A 19,340-nucleotide genomic window follows, 5' to 3' on the forward strand; every position below is an offset into this window, starting at 1 on the left:
AGCGCGAGTGAATTGGTGGGCTGTGGTCCTAGCCGTAAGGAGGGGGCAGGGGTGTTGGTGGGTGGAAGAGCACGCGGGTGAGATCGGGGATGTCGACGACGCGTGAGAATTCGGCCGTCGTTGAGGGGATGGAGCGCCGAGTGCGGAGAGGTCGGGGTTCTGTTGACCGGCGAGGTCGGTGAGGTGAAGGGCGTTGGTTGGTGGCTAGGGAATGCGGGTGAGGTGGGGAGCTGTAGTCGGGGTGCGAGGAAAGAGCGGGATGTTGGTCGGTGAGTTAGGGAAGGTGATGTGTCGGGGGATGTTGGTCGGAGGTTTGGGGAGCGCAGGATCTGAGTGATGGTCCGGTAGCGTCCCTGGAGTGACCGATGTGAGGGTTGTCTTCCGGAAGTACGGCGGGGCGTTGCACTGGAACCATTCCGCGAAGGTGCTCGGTGAGGATGAGCACGGCGTGTGGGTCGCGGTGCCGGGCGGGACGGTTGCTCGTAAAGGGGAAGGGCCGCCGATTGTGTGGGAGACCACGGCCATCATGTTGTTCCCGCGTGATGGCTGGTGGACGGCGTCTTTCAACTCGCCGCCGCATCGGGCTGAGGTGTATGTGGATGTCACTACCGTTCCCGAGTGGCGTGATGGTGAGGTGACCATGCTCGACCTCGACCTCGACGTGATCAGGATGCGTGACGGGCGGATGATTCTGGACGATGAGGACGAGTTCGCCGAGCACCAGGTGTTGCTGGGATATCCGCAACAGATGATCGACCAGGCCGAGGAGACGGCCAGGTGGCTGATGGGCGCAGTGGGCGGACGGCAGGGGCCGTTCGGGGGTGCGCATTCGAGGTGGCTTGATCAAGGGGCTGGCAGCGACACGGCTTGATCAAGGGGTGGCAGCGACACGGCTTGATCAAGGGGTGGCAGCCACTCGCTTGATCAAGAAGGTGGCAGCCACTCGCTTGATCAAGAAGGTGGCGGCAGGACGAGCTGAGCGGTGGGCGGTCAGCGGATGAGGCGTAGGGCTTCGGCCATGGCAGCCAGACGGCGGGGGGAGGCGAGACCGGCGTGGTAGAGGTGGAAGTCCGTGGCGCCTGCCTTGGCGTACGTTCTGAGCTGTTCGGCGAGTGCCTGGCCGTCGGCGGGGCGTGGGGGAAGAGCCAGGACATATGCGCCCACTCGCTGGCCGGGACCGCAGAGTTCGCCCAGTCTGGCCAGGCGGGCGGCGTCCGAAGTCGGGTCGCCCCAGCAGTTGCCCACCAGCACCTCCGCTCCGGGCTCACCGGCGGGGAGAGCGGCGAACGAGCTGGCGGCCCAAGGGTCGGGGTTGGCGTGCAGGATGATGGGTACGTTCGGCGCGGTCTCGCGGGCCACGGTGATGAGGCGGGTGCGCAATGATGCCGACAGTTCAACGCGTACGTTTCGGACATCGTCGGCGAATGGGCCGAGGGCGGCCTCCACAGTGGCGGGAGACGATGGCGAGCTAGAAGCCGGCGACGCAGTTGCTGGTGAGGCAGCAGTTGGCGATGCAGGTGCTGGCGAGGCAGCAGTTGGCGATGCAGGTGCTGGCGAGCCAGAAGCTCGCGACGCAGCTGCTTGCGCGGCAGAAGACGGCGATGCAGGCGCTGGTGAGGAAGCAGACGGTGCGGAAGAGGTCGGCGTGGGAGATGCCTGGTTGTTCCTGCTCGACGCGGGCGAGGTTACAGCCCTAGCGGGAGGGCCGTCGATGGCCGCGCGCACGCGTTCTCTGGTGCCTTCTGGGTAACGAGGAGCGCAGGCCGTACAGAAGCAGAGTGTCAATAGGTCACTGTCTACGGACGTCCAGTCGGCGCCGGCCGTCTTGTCGTGCACGCTCTGGTGCCCGAAGCCCATGGGGCCGCACGCCTCGAGGATGAGGCCATCCGGTTCGCCGACGGTCAGGATCTCGCTGACCAGACGCTCGCAGTACTCGATCACGTCCTCGAAAGCCGGACACAGCGCATATGGATAGGGATCACCGAATGCGTTACGTACTACCAGGTCAGGGTGCAGACCGCCCAGGAAGGAGTTGTGTGTCAACACCGTCCACGCGTGTACCTGAAGTCCGACGGCCTTCAGGGCGTCCCGTGCCTGCAGGTAGGCGTCCGTGGGTGTCCAGGTTGGGGAGGCCGGTGTCAGGCGCCCCCAGGAGGACGGCCGTACTGGCAGGTAGAAAGCCGATTGTGGGACATCCAGCACCCGGTGGGCGGGGTGATACGGCGTTGCCGCGCGGGTGGAGTGATAGCTGGCCGCCAACGCGACGGCCTCGACGCCCAGCTCCGCGAGGCGCGAAGGGGCCGACGGGTCGCCGACGATGTCCCAGGGGTAGGCGTAGGCCACGTTCACCAGCGCGGTCTCCTCGCAGAGAAAGCAGGCTCGAAGCGCTGCATATAGGTGGTGTCGTCGCGCTCGGTGATTCCGCACGCGAGATATTGCTCATGCATCATGGCCAGGGCGTCCCGGTCCAGCTCGATGCCGAGGCCGGGCCCGTTGGGCACGCGTACGGCGCCGTCTACGAACCGCAATGCGCCCGGCGCGACCACATCCTGCCCGTTCTGCCATGGCGTGTGGGTGTCGCAGGCGTGGGTGAGGTTCGGCGTGGCGGCGGCCAGGTGGGTCATCGCGGCCAGGCTGATCCCAAGGTGCGAGTTGGAGTGCATGGACAGCTCCAGCCCGAACGTGTCACACAGTGCGGCGATATGCGAGGAACGTACGAGTCCGCCCCAGTAATGGTGGTCGAGCAGCAGCACTCCGATCGCCTGGGCGGCGATGGCGGGCGGAAGGTGCTCGGGCGTCACCACGCACATGTTCGTGGCCAGCGGCATCGGGACTTCGCTAGCGACCTTCGACATTCCGGGGATTCCGGGCGTGGGGTCCTCCAGATACTGCAGGCTGCCTTCGAGCGCCTGTCCCACCTGGATCGAGGTCTCGACGGTCCAAGCGGCGTTCGGGTCGAGGCGGAGAGGCACGCCCGGGAAGGCCTCCCGCAGGGCTATGACCGCCTCGACTTCTTCCTGAGGTGCGAACACGCCGCCCTTGAGCTTGATCGACGCGAAACCGTACTCCTTAATCAGCATCGATGCCTGCTCGACCAGCCCCGCCGGGTCGAGCGCCGCGCCGAACCTGTCGGGCTCGCTGCCCGGATGTCCCGCCCACTTGTAGAAGAGATAGGCGCTGTACGGCACGGCGTCGCGTACCCGGCCCCCCAGCAGATCGACGACCGGCACGCCGACTGCCTTGCCGCGAATGTCCAGACAAGCCACCTCGAAGGCCGCGAACACCCGATCGATGCTCTTCTCCTGGGTCGCGGCCCCGGTCAAGCCGTGCATATCGCTTACCACGTCGCCGACGAGCGCGCTGATTCTGGCGTACATCTCATTCGTGGCATGCACATCCACGCCGACGAGCGCCTCGGCGCATTCGCGTACCTTGGTGAGGTGCCCCAGGTCACCGTACGTCTCGCCGAGGCCGCTCAGCCCTTCGTCGGTGACCACCTCGACGATCGTCCGCAGCGCCCAGGGTTCGTGTACGCCGGCGGCGTTCAACAGCGGCGGATCCTTGAAGGCTACGGGGGTGACGTGGATCTGCCTGATGATCATATGACCGCCGTCCATATATGTGAACAAGTGCCAGGTTTGTGGACAGGTTGTCGCAACTGTAAGAATCAATATGAAGAAGTGTCAAGACTCCGAAGGGCCATTCGATGATCTACGGACACAACCCCAGGGCCGGCGAGACCGTGGGCAGCGCCCTGCCTGAAACCGACCGCGCCGGGGTCGACATGGTTGTTTCCGCCGCGGCCGCCGCGGGTGCGGCCTGGCGGGCGACTCCCGCCGCCGAGCGGGCCGAAGCGCTGGAGGCTGTCGCCGACGCTCTCACCGCGAAGGTGGACGAGCTGTGGCAGATCGCCGACAGCGAGACGGCGCTGGGAGAGGTGCGGCTGCGCGGCGAGGTCGCTCGTACAGCCGGCCAGTTCCGGCTTTTCGCCCAGGTGATCAGGGATGGCGGCTACCTCGATGCCATCGTCGACCACGCCGACCCCTCGGCCACCCCGCCCAGGCCCGACGTACGCCGGATGAAGCAGCCGCTGGCCGGCGTGGTCGCGGTGTTCGCGGCGAGCAACTTCCCGTTCGCGTTCTCCGTGGCGGGTGGCGACACCGCATCGGCGCTGGCCGCCGGTTGCGCGGTCGTAGTGAAGGCGCATCCCGGCCACCCCAACACCTCCGAGCAGGTCGCTCGCATCGTCCGCAAGGCCCTGCCGTACCCCGACCTGCTGGGGCTGGTGCAGGGCATGCAGGCGGGCGCCGACCTGGTGCAGCACCCGAGCGTGGTCGCGGCCGGGTTCACCGGGTCGGTCCCGGGCGGCAAGGCGATCCAGGGGCTGATCGACCAGCGAGAGGTGCCGATCCCGTTCTTCGGGGAGCTGGGCAGCGTCAACCCGGTCGTCGTACTGCCGTCCGCGCCCATGGCCGAGGTGGCTACCGGGTTCGCTACGTCGTTGACGATGGGGGTCGGGCAGTTCTGTACGAATCCCGGGCTGATGTTCGTGCCCGAGGACGATGAGCTGCGCAAGGCGCTGGCCTCGGCCGTAGAGGGGACCACCGGCGGGCCGATGTTGGGCGAGCGGATCAGGGATGGCTACCTGGGCGGGCTGCGGCGGCTCGGCGAGCTGCCGGTGCTGGCCGAGGGCAAGGCGGGAGAGGGTAGCTTGGCCGTCACGCCCACGGTGTTCACCACGGATCTCGACTCGTTCGCGGCGAAGTTGCCGAGCATCAACGAGGAGTGCTTCGGTCCGGCGTCGATCGTCGTGACTTATCGCGAAATTTCGGACCTGCGGGCCGTCCTGGAGCGGCTGGAAGGGTCGCTGACGGCCACCGTGCACGCCACCGACCCCAGCGAGGCCGGTGAGGTCGCCGAGGTGCTCGGGCGTAAGGCCGGGCGGCTGATCTGGAACGGGTGGCCCACCGGGGTTGCGGTGTGCTGGGCGATGCATCACGGCGGTCCGTGGCCGGCTTCGACATCGGCAGCGCATACGTCGGTCGGCGCGACGGCCATCGACCGGTGGTTGGTGCCGACGGCGTACCAGGACTGGCCGGGTGAGTTGCTTCCGGACGAGCTCAGGGACGACAACCCGCTGGGTGTCCCGCGACGTGTGGACGGCGCGCTGGGGCGTTAGTCAGGGACGGGATGTGGCAGGGACGCGCCCTGGTGTGGGCGCGTCTTGCTGTCTGGTGGTGTGGCGGGGACGGGCTCTGGTCTGAGGGCGGAGGGGCGCGTCTTGCTGTCTGGTGGTGTGGTGGGGATGGGCTCTGGCCTGGGGGTGTAAGGGCGCGTTTGGCAAGGGTCAGTCAGGCCCCGGCGATCTCCAAGCCGATGGCCAGGATGCGCTCCAGCTCCCGCAGGTCCTCCGCAGAGGGGTCGACCAGCGGAGCCCGTACGCCACCGACCGCCAATCCCCGCAACCGAACCCCCGCCTTGACCAGCGAGACCGCGTACCCCGGTACACGGTCCCGTAGCTCTACCAGCGGCAGGTAGAAGTCGGTGAGCAGTCGTTGCACCAGCACCTCGTCGTCCCCGGTCACCGCCTTGTGGAAGGCCAGTGCGATCTCCGGTGCGAAGGCGAAGACGGCGCTGGAGTACAGCGTCACGCCCAGCCCTCGGTAGGCGGGGACGGTCAGTTCGGCAGTGGGCAGGCCGTTGAAGAAGGTGAACTCCCGGTCCGTAGACCGCCGTACGGTCAGGATGATGCGCTGGAGCAGGTCGAAGTCGCCGAGTCCGTCCTTGAAGCCGATGATTTCGGGCAGTTGGGCCAGCTCGGCCACCGCCGAGGGGGAGAAGCGGGCGGTGGCGCGGTGATAGATGATGACGGGCAGCCCGCCGGCTGAAGCCACCTCACGCACGTAGCGGACCAGGCCGTCCGGGGGAGCGGTCACCAGGTACGGGGGCATCAGCAGCAGGCCGTCGGCTCCGTTGTCCGCCGCCGCGCGGGCGAACGCCTTGGCAGTGGGCAGTGGGCCGCCCGCGCCCGAGAAGACCGGGACCCGGCCGCCTGTGGCCCGCACCGACGCGGCCACGACCTTGGTGTAGTCGGCGACGTCGAGCGCGTTGAACTCGCCTGTGCCGCACGCGGTGAACACTCCTCCGGCTCCGGCGGCGACCCCATTGGCGACGTGCTCGGCCATTGTCTGCTCGGCTATGGCGCCGTCAGCGCCATAGGGGGTCACGGGAAAGAAGAGAACACCATCTAGCCGCATCAACAATCCTTCCTAGCGGATGAGCGGATAAGCGGAAGCCGATGAGCCCGAAGCAGATGTGTGGGCGAGCCCGGAGCAGATGCGCGTGTGAGCCCGAAGCGGATGTGCGGGCGAGCAGATGTGCGAGGGAGGGGGTGCGGGTCAGTGGGTCTGGGTGGGCGCCGAGCGGATGTGGATGCGGGTGTGCGGGGGAGGGGGTGCGGGTCAGTGGATCCGGGTGGGTCCGAAACTGAAGCGGACACGCGGGGGAGAGGATGCGGAGCAGTGGATGCGGGGGATCCCGAAGCGGTAGCGCATGAGCGGGCGGATGGGTGCGGGTCAGCGGCGGATGCGGGTGAGTCCGAAGCGGAGGTGGATGGTCCCGGAGCGGTAGCGCATGAGCGGGCGGATGGGTGCGGGTCAGCGGCGGATGCGGGTGAGTCCGAAGCTGAAGCGGATGAGCCCAGAGCGGCAGTGGACGAGCGAGGGAGCGGAAGCGGATCAGCGGAACCGGATGGCCCGCAGCCGATCAGCGGATGCCCTCCCGGCGAAGCGTGGCGGCCAGCTTCCGCGTGTGTCTGGTCACCGCGTCCGTGACCTTCTCGATCTCGGCCGGTGCCAGGCCCGCCGGCATCGAGCAGCTGATCGCGTCCGTGGCCGGGATCCGATAGTCGACCGCCACCGCTACGCAGGCCACGCCCGGTGTGCCCTGTTCGCGTTCGTAGGCCCAGCCCCGGGTGCGTACCTGGTCCAGTTCCCCGATCAGCTTGGCCGGATCGGTGAAGGTGTGCTCGGTGATCGGCGTCAGCGGGTCCGGCAGCAGGGCCGCGACCTCGTCGTCGGTGAGCTGGGCGAGCAGCACCTGGCCGAGCGCCGTGACGTGGGCGGGCAGTCGCCGGCCCACTCTGGGGATCACGTGGTGTGCCTCCCGCGACTCCCTGGTCGCCAGGTAGAGGACGTGCGCCTCGTCGCGGCGGGCGAAATGTGCGGTCTGGCCGGTCTCCGCGCGTAGGTCCTCCAGCGTCTCCTGGGCCAGGGGTAGCGCGGGGTCCTTGTCGAGGTACGCGGTGCCGGTCAGCAGGGCGTGTGGCCCGATGCCGAAGGCCGATCTGGCGGAGTCGGTCTCGACCCAGTTCAGCTCGACCAGGGTGCGCATCAGGGCGTGCAGGGAGCTGCGTGGAAAGCCCGTGTGCTGCTGGAGCTCCGACAGGGTCAGGGTCTCGTGGGAGGCGGCCAGAGTCTCGAGGATGCGGACCGTCCGCTCGGCGGACTTGACTAGCTGGGGCTCCATACTCATCCCATCTTGACAGAGGCTTCAGAGTGTCAGCATATGGGATTCCATCCAGATACATGGACAGATACATGGACGCCTAACCCTTGATGGCGCCGCTGGTAAGGCCGCGCATGAACTGCCGTTGGAAGGCCAGGAACGCGATGATCGACGGCAGCAGCGCGAGCAGTGATGCCGCGAGCAGTACGCCGATGCCGACCTCCTCGTCGGAGCGGAGGGAGCGCAGCGCGATGGGCAGGGTCCACATGCTGGACTCGGGCGCCACGATCAGCGGGAGCAGATACTGATCCCAGATCATGGTGAAGCCGAAGACGCCGATGACGCCGAGCGCGGGCCGGCACAGCGGCAGGATGATGCCGAAGAAGATGCGCAGTTCGCCCGCGCCGTCGATGCGTGCGGCCTCCTCCAGTTCGACCGGCACTTCCTTCATGAACTCGGTCATGACCAGGATGGAGAAGCCCCAGGCGCCCACCGGAAGGATCATGCCCGCGTACGTACCGATGAGATCGGCGTGGATGATGGGCATGTCGGCGAGCACCAGTGAGAGCGGGATCGCGATGATCTCCTCGGGCAGCATCATCGTCGCCAGCATGATCAGCATCACGAACGCCATGCCCCTGAACTTCTTGCGCGCGAGCGCGTAGGCGGCGAAGACGCTGACGAGCATCTGGAGCAGCAGCCCGAACCCGACCACCACGAACGAGTTGAACAGGTAGTGGTAGACGTTCTTGTTGCCGGCCTGGACGAAGTTCTCCAGGGTGAAGTCGTCGGGCCAGAGCGTGAATCTGGTCGGGTCGAGCGTCTTGCTGAAGGCGCTGACCAGCAGCCCGACCAGCGGCCCGGTGAAGATGATCACCATGAAGGCGTAGACCAGCACCTTGAGGGTCGTGGCGAGAGGGCCCCGCCTGGACTCCAGGCCGAGAGCGCTGTCGAATCTCATCATGCCTTCTGCCTCCTGCGCATGACCTGGGTCAGCACCGTGAGCAGCAGGGTCACCGCGAACAGCACGATCCCGCCGGCCGACGCGGTGCCCAGGTCACCCTTCTGGAACCCGAGCTTGTAGATCAACGTCATCAGCACTTCGGACGATCCGTTCGGCCCGCCGTTCGTCAGCACGTACACCTCGACGAAGACGCGTATGCCGCGGATGGCGGCGAGGGTGAACAGGATCCAGAACACCGGGCGCAGCGCGGGCAGCGTGATGTGCCGCAGCCGGTGCCAGGTGGTGGCGCCGTCGACGGCGGCGGCCTCGTACAGCGTGCGGTCCACGCCGACCAGCCCGGCCAGGAAGATCATCATGTCGTACGGCGTGCCGCGCCAGATGCTCATGCCCATGATCGACAGCAGCGAGGAGTGCTCGCTGGCCAGGAAGGGCTGCGGGTCCAGGGCGATCCAGCCGAGAATGGTGTTGATCATGCCGCTGTCGGCGGGGTGGTACATGATCCGCCAGACCTCGGCCACCGCCGCCATCGTGGTCACCACGGGCAGGAACGCCGCGGTCCTGATGAACCACAGGTAGCGTGCCGGACCCTCGATGAGCAGTGCGAACAGCAGGCCCAGGACGAGCGAGCCCGCGGTCGTGCCCAGGGCCAGCACGATGCTGTGCCAGATGGCCGAGACGAAGGCGTCGTCGGTCATGATCGTGGCGTAGTTGTCGAGGCCCACCCATCGATCACCGACGTAGCGGACCTCGAAGAAGCTCATCCGCAGGCCCTCGAACATGGGGATGAACTTGAAGAACAGGAACAGCAGCAAGGCCGGCGACAGGAACGCCCACGCGATGAGAGTCCCCCGCCGCCGCATCCGCTTGGGACGGCGGCGGGGGGTCTCCGTGCGGCTCCGCGCCTGGGTGAGCGTCGGAGTCATGATGCTTTCTGGGTCTGCAGTTCCTGGGTGAGCTTGGTGCTCAGCGTGTCCATCGCCGTCTTGACGTTGGCTGAGCAGTCGGCCCACACCGTGTTGATGGAGTCGGCGGAGTCCTGGCGGATCGGCGCCCAGTTCGGCACCGGCGGCGCGTATACCGCGTTGGCGTAGGCCTCCTGGAACACCTTCCAGCGCGGATCCTGGCGTTCGGCGGCCATGTCGACCTGGGAGTTGACCGGCAGGCGGACGATGGCGCCGTTGGCGTCCTTGTTCATGCCGATGCGCTGGCCGTCGGGGGAGACCGCGAACTCGGCGAACTTCTTCTGGCCCTCGACGTTGTCGGAGCCGGCCATCATGTAGACGTTCTCGCCCTCACCGAGGGTGCCGGGGCCGCCCGACGGGCCCTTGGGCACCGGTACGACCTCGATCTTGTCGGTCCCGATGCTCTTGACGAACCTGGCGAGCACGTACGGGCCGACCAGGTAGATGCCGCCCTGGCCCTTCTCGAACACCTCGTGGGTGACGGTCGTGTCGTTGCTGACCGCGCCCGGGTTGACGGTCTTGGCCTTGCAGAACTGGTCCTGCAGGTACTGGACCGCCTCCACGGTCTTGGGGTCGCTCACGAGAGGGCTGAACTTGCCGCCGCCATTGGCCTTCACGAAGTCGCCGCCGTTGGCGTAGATCAGCGAGGAGGCGTACCAGGAGGCGTAGCCGCGCTTGGTGCCCGCGGGGATCACGAAACCGGCCGTGTCCTTCTGGCCGTTGCCGTCCGGGTCCTTGTCGGTGAAGGCCGCGGCCAGCTTGGCCAGGTCGTCCCAGGTCTTGGGCGGCTCCATGCCGACCTTCTCCCGCCAGTCCTTGCGGATGATCAGGGCGAAGGCCTGGGCGGAGAACGGCGTGCCGTAGTACTTGCCGTCGGAGCCCTGGGCGGCCTTCCATGCCTGCTCCGACACCTTGTCGCCGCCGGCCAGCTTGGCCTTGTCGACCTCCTGCAGCCAGCCCTGCGTGTGCATGTTGCCGAGTTGTGCCGTGTCGTTGATGACGATGTCAGGTAGCTTCTTCTGAGCTGCCTGCTGTTGAAGCTTCGTCTCGAAGTCGTCGAAGAGCGCGACGACTTTCGTTTTGATACCGCTGGCCTTCGTGAACGCGTCGGCCAGTTTCACCGCCGTTTTCGCGGAGTCGGAATCGGGCGCCTGCCTGATCCAGATCTCCAACGCGTCGTCCGAACTTGATCCCCCGGAGCCGCAGCCTGTCAGCGTTACGGCCAGGGCCGTCGCAATCGCGGCCCCGAGCAGCTGGCGTGACATCAGACCGCCTCCCGTTCACATATATGGACACCTGTCGCAGACGTGGAGCCTGTCCGTGTGAACGTAACGAGTGACCTAGGTCACGGTCAATATTCAGGAATGTGAATTTGGACCAGAGTTGTGTACAACAATGAGCCATATGCGCATTCTCATGACCGGCGCCGCCGGCAAGGTCGGTACGCTGCTCCGCCCCCGCCTCGCCCGTGACGGGCGTACGCTGCGCCTATCCGATCTTCACCCGCTGGAGACCGCGCCCGGCGAGGAGATGGTGACGGCCGACCTCACCGACGAGGCGGCCATGGCCGAGGCGATGAAGGGCGTCGACGCGGTGATCCACCTGGGCGGCCAGAGCCGGGAGCATCCGTGGGCCGACATCGTGCGGGCCAACATGGACGGCATGCACGTCCTGCTCGAGGCCGCCCGGCGGGAGGGTGTCGAGCACCTCGTGCTGATGGGCAGCCACCACGCGGCCGGTTTCCACACTCGCCCGGCCGGTGGCGCGGAGCTGCCCGACTACGCCTTCCCCCGGCCCGACACCTTCTACGGTGTGAGCAAGGTCGTCATGGAGGCCCTCGGCAGCCTCTACCACGACAGGTTCGGCATGAACGTGACCGTGATCCGGCTGGGCACCTGCAACGAGGCTTCGGGCGACACGCGCGGCCTGGCCACCTGGATCTCCCCTGACGACCTCGCCCGTCTGGTGGAGGCTGCGCTGACCGCGCCCGGCTATCACGTCGTCTGGGGGGTCTCCGACAACGCGCGCCGCTGGTGGTCGCTGGAGGAGGCCCGGTCGATCGGGTACCTCTCGCGGGACGACTCGGAGGGCCAGGCCGCCGCGCTGATCGCCGAGCACGGCGAGCCCGATCTGAGTGAGCCGCTGCACGACCGCGCGGGCGGCGTCTTCACGCTGAAGGACCTCGGAGGCAAGTGGTAGGACGTTTCTCCTGCGTGACGCCCTCATAAGGCGCTGTGCAACCGGTTGTATTCAGTCACAAAACATTCATCCGACCCTTTGCTCTCGACTATTCATTGAACTGGCGAAATATAGATCACGATATATCGATAACAGCTATGTAACGCCTGCAAAGGGTTGACGAAACTTTTGGCACACCTATAGGAAGGCGCTATCCCATCCCGCCGAGCCGGGCAAGCCCTGATACGAGGGGTGCATGAATGTCTGTAACCCCGGACAGCGCGGTTGCGACCGTGCCACCACGCGCGCAACCGCCCGGTGGGCGTCGCCGCATCGCACCCGTTAACGCTCACAAGCGTCGTGAGGCCCGTACGGCCTACGTCTTCCTCGCGCCATGGTTCATCGGCTTGTTCGTCATCACCATAGGCCCGATCCTGGCGTCGCTCTACCTGTCGTTCACCGACTACAACCTGCTCGAAGCGGCCAAGTGGGTCGGGTGGGACAACTACCGCGAGCTCTTCACCGTCGACACGCGGTTCCTCACCTCGCTGAAGGTGACCACGATCTATGTGGTCGTGTCGGTGCCCTTGCAGCTGGCCTTCGCGCTGGCCCTGGCCTTGGCGCTCGACCGCGGGCTGCGCGGCCTGTCGTTCTACCGTTCGATCTACTACCTGCCCTCCCTGCTCGGTGGCAGCGTGGCGATCGCGATCCTCTGGCGCAAGCTCTTCGGTAGCGACGGCCTGGTCAACTCCGTGCTGGACATCTTCGGCATCCAGGGCGCCGGTTGGGTCTCCGACCCCGACACCGCGCTCGGGACGCTGATCCTCCTGCACGTGTGGACCTTTGGCGCGCCGATGGTGATCTTCCTGGCGGGGCTGCGGCAGATCCCGCAGAGCTACTACGAGGCGGCGGCGGTCGACGGGGCGAGCAGGTTGCGGCAGTTCCGTTCGATCACGCTGCCCCTGCTGACGCCGATCATCTTCTTCAACCTCGTACTCGAAGTGATCAAGTCGTTCCAGTCCTTCACCCAGTCGTTCATCGTCAGCAGCGGCACGGGCGGACCGGTCGACTCCACGCTCTTCTACACGCTCTACCTGTATCTGAAGGGCTTCAAGAGTTACGAGATGGGCTACGCGGCCGCCATGGCCTGGGTCCTCCTGCTCATCATCGCCGGCCTGACCGGCGTGAATTTCCTCGCGTCGAAGTATTGGGTCTTCTATGGCGACACGAAGTAAGCCGCTGCCGCTGCTGTTCCGCCCGCTTCCGCGGGGCAGCCGCGTCCTCAAGCACATCCTGCTGATCGGCTTCGGCTTGGTCATGCTCTATCCGCTGCTCTGGATGGTGTCCAGCTCGCTGAAGCCGGAGGACCTGATCTTCCGCGAGCCCGGTCTGTGGCCGAGCAGCTTCACACTGGAGAATTACCGCGAGGGCTGGACCGCGCTCAAGCACTCCTTCGGCTACTACCTGTGGAACTCCGCCGTACTTACGGGCTTGACCGTGGTGGCGAATCTGGTCGCCTGCTCGCTGGCCGCCTACGCCTTCGCCCGGCTGGACTTCCCGCTGAAGAAGCTCTGGTTCGCGGTCATGCTCGGCTCGATCATGCTGCCGTACCACGTGACGGTCGTGCCGCAGTACATCGTGTTCTCCAAGCTCGACTGGATCAACACGATCTGGCCGCTGATCGTGCCCAAGTTCCTGGCCACGGACGCGTTCTTCATCTTCCTCATGGTCCAGTTCATCCGGACCCTGCCGAGGGAGCTGGACGAGGCCGCGGCCATCGACGGCGCGGGCTACTGGAGGGTCTTCCTCCAGGTGATTCTCCCGCTCTGCACCCCGGCGCTCGCCACGACCGGCATCTTCACCTTCATCTGGACGTGGAACGACTTCTTCAGCCAGAACCTGTACCTGACAAACTCGGACAATCTCACAGTGGCCGTTGCACTCCGCTCCTTCCTAGACTCCAGTGGCGAGTCGTCGTGGGGCCCCATGTTCGCGATGTCGATCGTGTCATTGGGGCCGATCTTCGGCTTCTTCCTTGCCGGTCAGAAATATCTGATTCGTGGTGTAGCGACCACCGGACTGAAGTAACACCCCCCGCAACTCTTCACCAGGAGGTAGAGCTGTGAAGCCTAGGATGATGTGGACCGTCGCCCTGCTGTCGGCGGCCGTCATGACGGCCGCGGCCGGCTGTGGCGGCGGTAGTGGCGACAAGGCGAGCGGCGACAAGATCCATCTCCGCTTCTCCTATTGGGGCAGCGACGCGCGGCAGAAGCTCACCGAACAGGTCATCAAGAAGTTCGAGGAGAAGAACCCGACGATCGACGTCGAGGGCGACTTCTCCAACTGGGAGAGCTACTACGAGAAGCTGGCCACCAAGGTGGCGGCCAACGACTCGCCCGACGTCATCAGCATCGAGATCCGCGGCCTGAGCGAGTACGCCGGCCGCAACGCCCTGGCCGACCTGGCGGGCAAGGTCAACACCGCCGACCTCGACCAGCAGGTGCTCACCAGCGGCCAGGTCGACGGCAAGCAGTACGCCATCCCGAGCGGCGTCAACACCTTCTCGATGCTCGTCAACAAGTCGGCGCTGGAAAAGGCCAAGCAGAAGCTGCCCGACGACAAGTCCTGGACCTGGGACGACTGGATCAACCTGGCCAAGCAGATCTCCGCGGCCGGCAACGGGGTCAACGGAGCCGAGTACAACTACAACCCCGCCTGGCTGCAGATCTTCGCGGCCCAGCGCGGCGAGAAGTTCTACGACGGCAACAAGATCGGGGTGACGCCCGAAACGCTCAAGGCGTGGTGGGGCATCCACCAGCAGCTCATCCAGACCAAGGGCTCCGCCGACGCCGCCAAGAGCGCCGAACTGATCTCCGTGGGCCCCGAGCAGTCGCTGCTGGCCACCAACGCGGGCGCGATGGGCATGTGGTGGAGCAACCAGCTCAACGCCCTGTCCAAGGCGTCGGGCCAGGAGCTGACCCTGATGCGGATGCCCAAGACGGCGGGCGCGACCACCGGCGGCATGTTCCTGCAGCCGTCGATGTTCTACACGGCCTCCGCCAAGTCCGACCATCCCGCGGAAGCCGGCAAGTTCATCGACTTCCTGGTCAACGACCCGGACGCGGCCTCGATCCTGCTGAGTGACCGTGGCCTGCCGACCAACGCCAAGGTGCTCGCGGCCGTCAAGGGCAAGCTGCCGGCCGTCGACCAGAAGACGCTGACCTTCATCGACGCCGTGAAGGGCGAGCTGAGCCCGATCGTCGCCCCGCCGAAGGGTGCGCTGCAGATGGAGGACATCCTCAAGCGCAACAGCGAAGAGGTCCTCTTCGGCAAGACGACTCCGGACGCCGGCGCGCAGAAGTTCCTGACCGAAGCCAACGCGGCCATCGCCGGCTGAGGTCTGATCCAGGCTGGGGGCGCGACAGCCCCCAGCCCCCACTCCACGACTCGGGGAGAGAAGTTGAGCACCAGGTACGCCTTCGTCGGACTCGGCCATCGCGCCCAGATGTACGTCGACGCCCTGCTGGGTGACTGGCGGGACACCGGTACGATCGTCGGCCTCTGCGACGTCAACCAGACGCGCATGAACTACTACGTCGAGCGCATCGGCCGGCAGGTGCCGTGCTTCGCCCCCGACGAGTTCGGCAAGCTGCTGGAGCTGGCCGACGCCGTCATAGTGACCACGGTGGACGTGACCCACGCCCGCTACGTCGTGGCCGCGCTCGACGCGGGCCTCGACGTCATCGTGGAGAAGCCGCTCACCATCGACGCCGAAGGCTGCGAGGCCATCGCCGCCGCCGCCGGGCGCAACCCGGGCAAACTGGTGGTCACCTTCAACTACCGCTACTCCCCGCGCAACTCGGCGGTGAAGAAGCTGATCAGCGAAGGCGCGATCGGCGACGTCACCTCCGTCCACTTCGACTGGGCGCTGGACACCATCCACGGCGCCGACTACTTCCGCCGCTGGCACCGCGACAAGGCCAACTCGGGCAGCCTGCTGGTGCACAAGTCCACCCACCACTTCGACCTGGTCAACTGGTGGCTCGCGGCCGCGCCCGAGCTCGTCTTCGCACAGACCGACCTGCGCTTCTACGGTCAGGCCTTGCCCAGGGGCCCGCGTCCCGCCCGTGGCCAGGGCGCGCCCGGTCTCGGGACCGACCCGTTCATCCTGGACATCTCCACCGACGAGCGGCTCAAGCGCCTCTATCTGGACGCCGAGCATGAGGACGGCTACATCCGCGACCAGGACGTCTTCGGGCCGGGCGTGACGATCGACGACAACATGTCGGTCCTGGTCCGTTACGCGAATCGGGCGATGCTCACGTACTCGCTCACCGCGCACGCCCCGTACGAGGGCTACCGCGTCGTCTTCAACGGCACGGAGGGCCGGATCGAGCTGGAGGTCCTCGAGCGGCCCTGGACCCCGGAGCACGCCGCGATCGACCCGAGCGCCGCGGGCAAGGAGCACATGGCCGGCGCCGGGGAGAAGCTCATCCTGCACCGGCACTGGCAGGAGTCGGAGGAGATCGCCATCGAGCAGGGAGAGGGTGGTCACGGCGGCGGCGACCGGCTGCTGCTCGACGACGTCTTCCGCGGCCCCGGTGATGACCCGCTCGGGCGCCCGGCGGGTTACCGCGACGGCATCCGCAGCGTGCTGGTCGGCGTGGCCGCCACCCGCTCGGCCAGCACCGGCACGCCCGTCCGCCTGGCCGCCGACGGCACCCGCCTCGTCGGCGCCTGACCGATGCGTGAGCCGCGTCATCTCCGGCCGTTCTCTGAGCTGCGCCACCTCGGGCCGTTCTCCGGTCTGGCCGAGCTCGCGGAGCGCCGGCACGGCCTGTTCCCCGAGGCCGCGCCCGGCCCCGCGCTCAGGAAGGCCGCCCGCGAGGCCATCGGGACGCTCGACCTCGCCGCAGGAGACGTGCGGGTCGAGCGCTCCTGGACGACGCAGGACCTCAGCGGCGAGGAGCTCTCCTGGTCGGTGGGGTTCGGCCCGCGTACCCACGCCTACCTGCTCAAGCCCCGCGACGCGGAAGGGCCGCTGCCCGGCGTGCTCGCGCTGCACTGCCACGCGGGCATGAAATGGGCGGGCAAGGAGAAGATCGCGGACGGCCCCGAGCCGGCCACGCCCGAGGTGCTGCGGCTGCGCGAGCAGATCTACGGCGGCCGGGCCTACGCGAGCGAGCTGGCCAGGCGGGGCTTCGCCGTACTCGTCCCCGACGTGATCGGCTGGGGCAGCCGCCGCTTCGACCCGGCGGACATGCCCGAGCGCGTGCTTGCCCAGGCGAACGACCCCGGCATGTCCGAGGCGGATCGCTACGACGTCGCGGCCGGCCACCACGAGCATGTGCTGGAGAAGTACTGCACCCTGCTCGGCACCTCGCTGGCCGGCGTGGTCGCGGGCGAGGACCTGGCCGCCGCGGCCTACCTGCGCTCGCGCCCCGACATCGGGCGGATCGGCTGTGTGGGGCTGTCAGGGGGCGGCCTGCGCGCGGGGCTGCTCGGCGCGTTCGACACTGAAGTCGCCGCGGTCGCCGTCGCCGCGATGGTCTCCACCTACCGCGAGCTCCTGGACGGCTACGTCGCCGGGCACACCTGGATGTTCTTCCCGCCCGGACTGTCACGCGTCTGCGACTGGCCGGCGCTGGTCGCCGCCCGCGCGCCCGAACCGCTCCTGGTCATGTACGGCGAGCGGGACCAGCTGTTCCCGTCGGCCGGGATGCACGCGGCGCACGAGGCCATCGCGCGCCGCCACCCGGGCGGCGGCTACGAGGGGGTCTTCTTCGACGCCCCGCACGTTTTCGACGTCCCCATGCAGGAGCACGCCTTCACCTGGCTAGAGCGCCACCTCGGCGGCTAGCCCGGCCGCCTCGGCGGCGGACAGGCGCCCGTCGGCCACGACCACGGACACGCCCCTGGTCAGCTCGTCTTCGAAGACCAGCGGCGTGTCCCAGGCCAGCGCGGTGCCCACACCGGGATACTGCGCCACCCTGACGAACCACGGGTCGTCCCCCGCCCGGACGAACACCAGCGTCCAGTCCTCGCCCGCCAGCGCCAGCCAGGGCGCCCGGGAGCCGTGGACCCGCTCCTCGCCTTCGTCTGACGCGGTGAACACGCCCAACCCCCGCGACCCCGCCGGCGCCCGCCAGAAGAAGCCGCCATAGCCCGCTCCGTCCCGGCCCTTGGTGGCCGAGCTCTGGATCGTCAGCGGCGCGCCCGTGAGATTGCGCAGCGTGAAGCCGAAGTCGAGCGCCCACCCCCGCGACAGGGGGACGGCCCGCACGGTCCGCTCCTCACGCACCACCGGCTCCTCGCCCGGCCGCTGCCACAGCAGGGTCTCGGCGAAGCCCGAGGAGTCGCGCCCGGTGAACGACACATGCCGCTGGATCCCGTGGTCGTCCAGCCACTGAGGCCCCTGGTCCCTGACGAACGTGCGGCCGCCCCAGAAGTTGCGCCCGCCGACATCGGTGACGGCCACGCCGGCGCCGAGGTGGTGCGGATGGTCCGCGGGCCGCAGCTCGGTCACCACCGTGCCGCCCAGCGTGCGGACCGGGTGGAGATAGGGCCGCGGAGCCGCGGTGATCGGCAGGTCGGGCCGGGTGGCGTACTCGGCCACCACCTGGTCGGCCACCATCAGCGGCACGGCCCAGCTCACGCCCAGCTCGGAGAAGAGCTCCAGCCGCTCCGCGCAGGACTCGACCACCTGGGCGATGCCGGGCAGCACCGGCCCCTCACCGGAGAGGTCCTGGTGGTCCCGGGAGATCGGCAGCGGATCGGGCGCGACCCTGATGGCCTCCAGGACCTCCATGAACGCCCCGGTCCGGTGGATCGGCACGATCAGCTCAGCCCCGGTGCGTACGTGCTCGACGAGGTTCTCCAGCAGGTCGGCGCGGGGGAAGCGGCGCACGGGGCCATCGCCGACGCGGACCTCGTCCACCGTGTAAGTGAACGTGATCGTGCCCCGTTCACCGTGGACGACCACGTACGGCTCGTCGCGCCCGGTGGCGCAGAGCGTCACGGCGGCCACGATCGGCGGCCCGTCCGCCAGATGGACGCGGATGGCCGAGGTGTCGTCCGACTCGATGGCGTTGGCGTGGAACAGCTCCGCCTCGACCGAGGTGACCGCGCCGCGCTCCTCGGCGCCCGCCATGGCCAGGGCGGTGGCGACGGCGTGCGCGAACGGGTTGGTCAGCGCGCCGTCCACGATGTCCACGCCGTCGAGCCGGCGCCGCCCCGACCAGGAGCTGCGGGTGAAGTAGGAGGCGGGCCGCGGCCACGCCCCCGCCACCCCGATACCGGTCACGCGGCCGATCGTGTCCTCGGCGATCAGCCGGCGCACCTCCGGCAGGGCCGCGGACGCGAGGCTCTGGAAGCCCACCTGGCAGGCGAGGCCGGCCTCGGCGGCGGCCTGCTCCATGCGCTCGAAGTCGGCTAGCGTGGCCGCCGTCGGCTTCTCCACCAGCACGTGCGCGCCGGCCGCCAGAGCCGCCAGCGTCAGGTCCGCGTGCGTCGGGATCGGGGTCGCCAGGATGGCGATCCGCGCGCCGGTCCGCTCGATCAGCTCGGGCAGGTCGGTGGAGAACTCCGGCGTGCCGAGCCCGTCGAGGTCTTCGGGGGCGACCGGCCGCACGTCGCAGACGCCCGCCAGCTCGATCTGGCCGGCCAGCTTGCGCAGCCGGTTGAGGTAGTGGGCGCCGAACCCGTGTGCTCCGGCGAGTACGACCCGCATG

General features: G+C 67.8%; 17 protein-coding genes. 9 read left to right on the forward strand and 8 right to left on the reverse strand.

The window, feature by feature from the left end; all coding sequences use genetic code 11:
* The first annotated feature begins 358 nt into the window (after positions 1 to 358).
* Positions 359 to 871, forward strand: coding sequence for a DUF402 domain-containing protein (locus ACIBO2_RS39155; protein WP_397303553.1), 513 nt, complete (start codon positions 359 to 361; stop codon positions 869 to 871).
* A gap of 119 nt (positions 872 to 990) precedes the next feature.
* Here the strand turns inward: ACIBO2_RS39155 and ACIBO2_RS39160 are convergent, their stop codons facing one another.
* Positions 991 to 1,380: a hypothetical protein gene (locus ACIBO2_RS39160; RefSeq protein WP_358535302.1), complete on the reverse strand. Its 390-nt coding sequence runs from the start codon at positions 1,378 to 1,380 to the stop codon at positions 991 to 993.
* Positions 1,381 to 1,493: 113 nt separating this feature from the next.
* Between ACIBO2_RS39160 and ACIBO2_RS39165 the strand changes: the two genes are divergently transcribed.
* Positions 1,494 to 1,697 carry a hypothetical protein gene (locus tag ACIBO2_RS39165; RefSeq protein WP_397303556.1) on the forward strand — a complete coding sequence of 68 codons (204 nt, stop codon included), beginning with the start codon at positions 1,494 to 1,496 and terminating at the stop codon, positions 1,695 to 1,697.
* Positions 1,698 to 2,345: 648 nt separating this feature from the next.
* On the opposite strand, the gene ACIBO2_RS39170 is transcribed toward ACIBO2_RS39165, so the two are convergent.
* Complete coding sequence (locus ACIBO2_RS39170) at positions 2,346 to 3,602, reverse strand: glucarate dehydratase family protein (protein ID WP_397303559.1); 1,257 nt, start codon at positions 3,600 to 3,602, stop codon at positions 2,346 to 2,348.
* A 104-nt stretch (positions 3,603 to 3,706) separates the two neighbouring features.
* On the opposite strand from ACIBO2_RS39170, the gene ACIBO2_RS39175 reads away from it, so the two are divergent.
* Complete coding sequence (locus tag ACIBO2_RS39175) at positions 3,707 to 5,179, forward strand: aldehyde dehydrogenase (NADP(+)) (protein ID WP_397303562.1); 1,473 nt, start codon at positions 3,707 to 3,709, stop codon at positions 5,177 to 5,179.
* Between the two features lie 172 nt (positions 5,180 to 5,351).
* Here ACIBO2_RS39175 and ACIBO2_RS39180 read toward each other — a convergent pair whose 3' ends face one another.
* The 5 genes from ACIBO2_RS39180 to ACIBO2_RS39200 all read right to left on the reverse strand — a co-directional run bounded on the left by ACIBO2_RS39180 (position 5,352) and on the right by ACIBO2_RS39200 (position 10,697).
* Entirely contained in the window at positions 5,352 to 6,257 is a 906-nt protein-coding gene (locus ACIBO2_RS39180) for a 5-dehydro-4-deoxyglucarate dehydratase (RefSeq protein WP_397303565.1), read from the reverse strand.
* A 508-nt stretch (positions 6,258 to 6,765) separates the two neighbouring features.
* Positions 6,766 to 7,527 (reverse strand): IclR family transcriptional regulator, encoded by a 762-nt coding sequence (locus ACIBO2_RS39185; RefSeq protein ID WP_364006382.1) that lies wholly within the window; start codon positions 7,525 to 7,527, stop codon positions 6,766 to 6,768.
* A 79-nt stretch (positions 7,528 to 7,606) separates the two neighbouring features.
* The gene (locus ACIBO2_RS39190; RefSeq protein ID WP_225290619.1) at positions 7,607 to 8,470 is read right to left on the reverse strand and encodes a carbohydrate ABC transporter permease; all 864 of its coding nucleotides are present in this window, start codon (positions 8,468 to 8,470) and stop codon (positions 7,607 to 7,609) included.
* Complete coding sequence (locus ACIBO2_RS39195) at positions 8,467 to 9,393, reverse strand: carbohydrate ABC transporter permease (RefSeq protein ID WP_397303569.1); 927 nt, start codon at positions 9,391 to 9,393, stop codon at positions 8,467 to 8,469. Before ACIBO2_RS39195 ends, ACIBO2_RS39190 begins: the two co-directional genes overlap by 4 nt.
* Positions 9,390 to 10,697 carry an extracellular solute-binding protein gene (locus ACIBO2_RS39200; protein ID WP_397303572.1) on the reverse strand — a complete coding sequence of 436 codons (1,308 nt, stop codon included), beginning with the start codon at positions 10,695 to 10,697 and terminating at the stop codon, positions 9,390 to 9,392. The genes ACIBO2_RS39195 and ACIBO2_RS39200 overlap by 4 nt, the downstream gene beginning before the upstream one ends.
* Positions 10,698 to 10,836: 139 nt before the next feature.
* On the opposite strand from ACIBO2_RS39200, the gene ACIBO2_RS39205 reads away from it, so the two are divergent.
* The 6 genes from ACIBO2_RS39205 (at position 10,837) to ACIBO2_RS39230 (ending at position 17,470) form a co-directional block, all read left to right on the forward strand.
* Positions 10,837 to 11,631 carry an NAD(P)-dependent oxidoreductase gene (locus tag ACIBO2_RS39205; RefSeq protein WP_358535315.1) on the forward strand — a complete coding sequence of 265 codons (795 nt, stop codon included), beginning with the start codon at positions 10,837 to 10,839 and terminating at the stop codon, positions 11,629 to 11,631.
* A gap of 239 nt (positions 11,632 to 11,870) precedes the next feature.
* Positions 11,871 to 12,845, forward strand: a complete 975-nt coding sequence (locus ACIBO2_RS39210; RefSeq protein ID WP_358535317.1) for a sugar ABC transporter permease — start codon at positions 11,871 to 11,873, stop codon at positions 12,843 to 12,845.
* Positions 12,829 to 13,698: a carbohydrate ABC transporter permease gene (locus ACIBO2_RS39215; RefSeq protein ID WP_358535319.1), complete on the forward strand. Its 870-nt coding sequence runs from the start codon at positions 12,829 to 12,831 to the stop codon at positions 13,696 to 13,698. Before ACIBO2_RS39210 ends, ACIBO2_RS39215 begins: the two co-directional genes overlap by 17 nt.
* A 34-nt stretch (positions 13,699 to 13,732) precedes the next feature.
* On the forward strand, positions 13,733 to 15,007 hold the full coding sequence (locus tag ACIBO2_RS39220) for an extracellular solute-binding protein (protein WP_357946904.1): 1,275 nt from the start codon (positions 13,733 to 13,735) through the stop codon (positions 15,005 to 15,007).
* 63 nt (positions 15,008 to 15,070) lie between these two features.
* Entirely contained in the window at positions 15,071 to 16,351 is a 1,281-nt protein-coding gene (locus ACIBO2_RS39225; RefSeq protein ID WP_397303577.1) for a Gfo/Idh/MocA family protein, read from the forward strand.
* Between the two features lie 3 nt (positions 16,352 to 16,354).
* A complete protein-coding gene (locus ACIBO2_RS39230; RefSeq protein ID WP_397303580.1) occupies positions 16,355 to 17,470 on the forward strand; it encodes a hypothetical protein in 1,116 nt (371 codons plus the stop codon).
* Here the strand turns inward: ACIBO2_RS39230 and ACIBO2_RS39235 are convergent.
* On the reverse strand, positions 17,447 to 19,339 hold the full coding sequence (locus ACIBO2_RS39235) for a DUF6807 family protein (RefSeq protein ID WP_397303583.1): 1,893 nt from the start codon (positions 19,337 to 19,339) through the stop codon (positions 17,447 to 17,449). The genes ACIBO2_RS39230 and ACIBO2_RS39235 overlap by 24 nt on opposite strands.
* Position 19,340: the final 1 nt, after the last annotated feature.

This window comes from Nonomuraea sp. NPDC050022 (assembly GCF_044460705.1).
Classification (GTDB): Bacteria; Actinomycetota; Actinomycetes; order Streptosporangiales; family Streptosporangiaceae; genus Nonomuraea.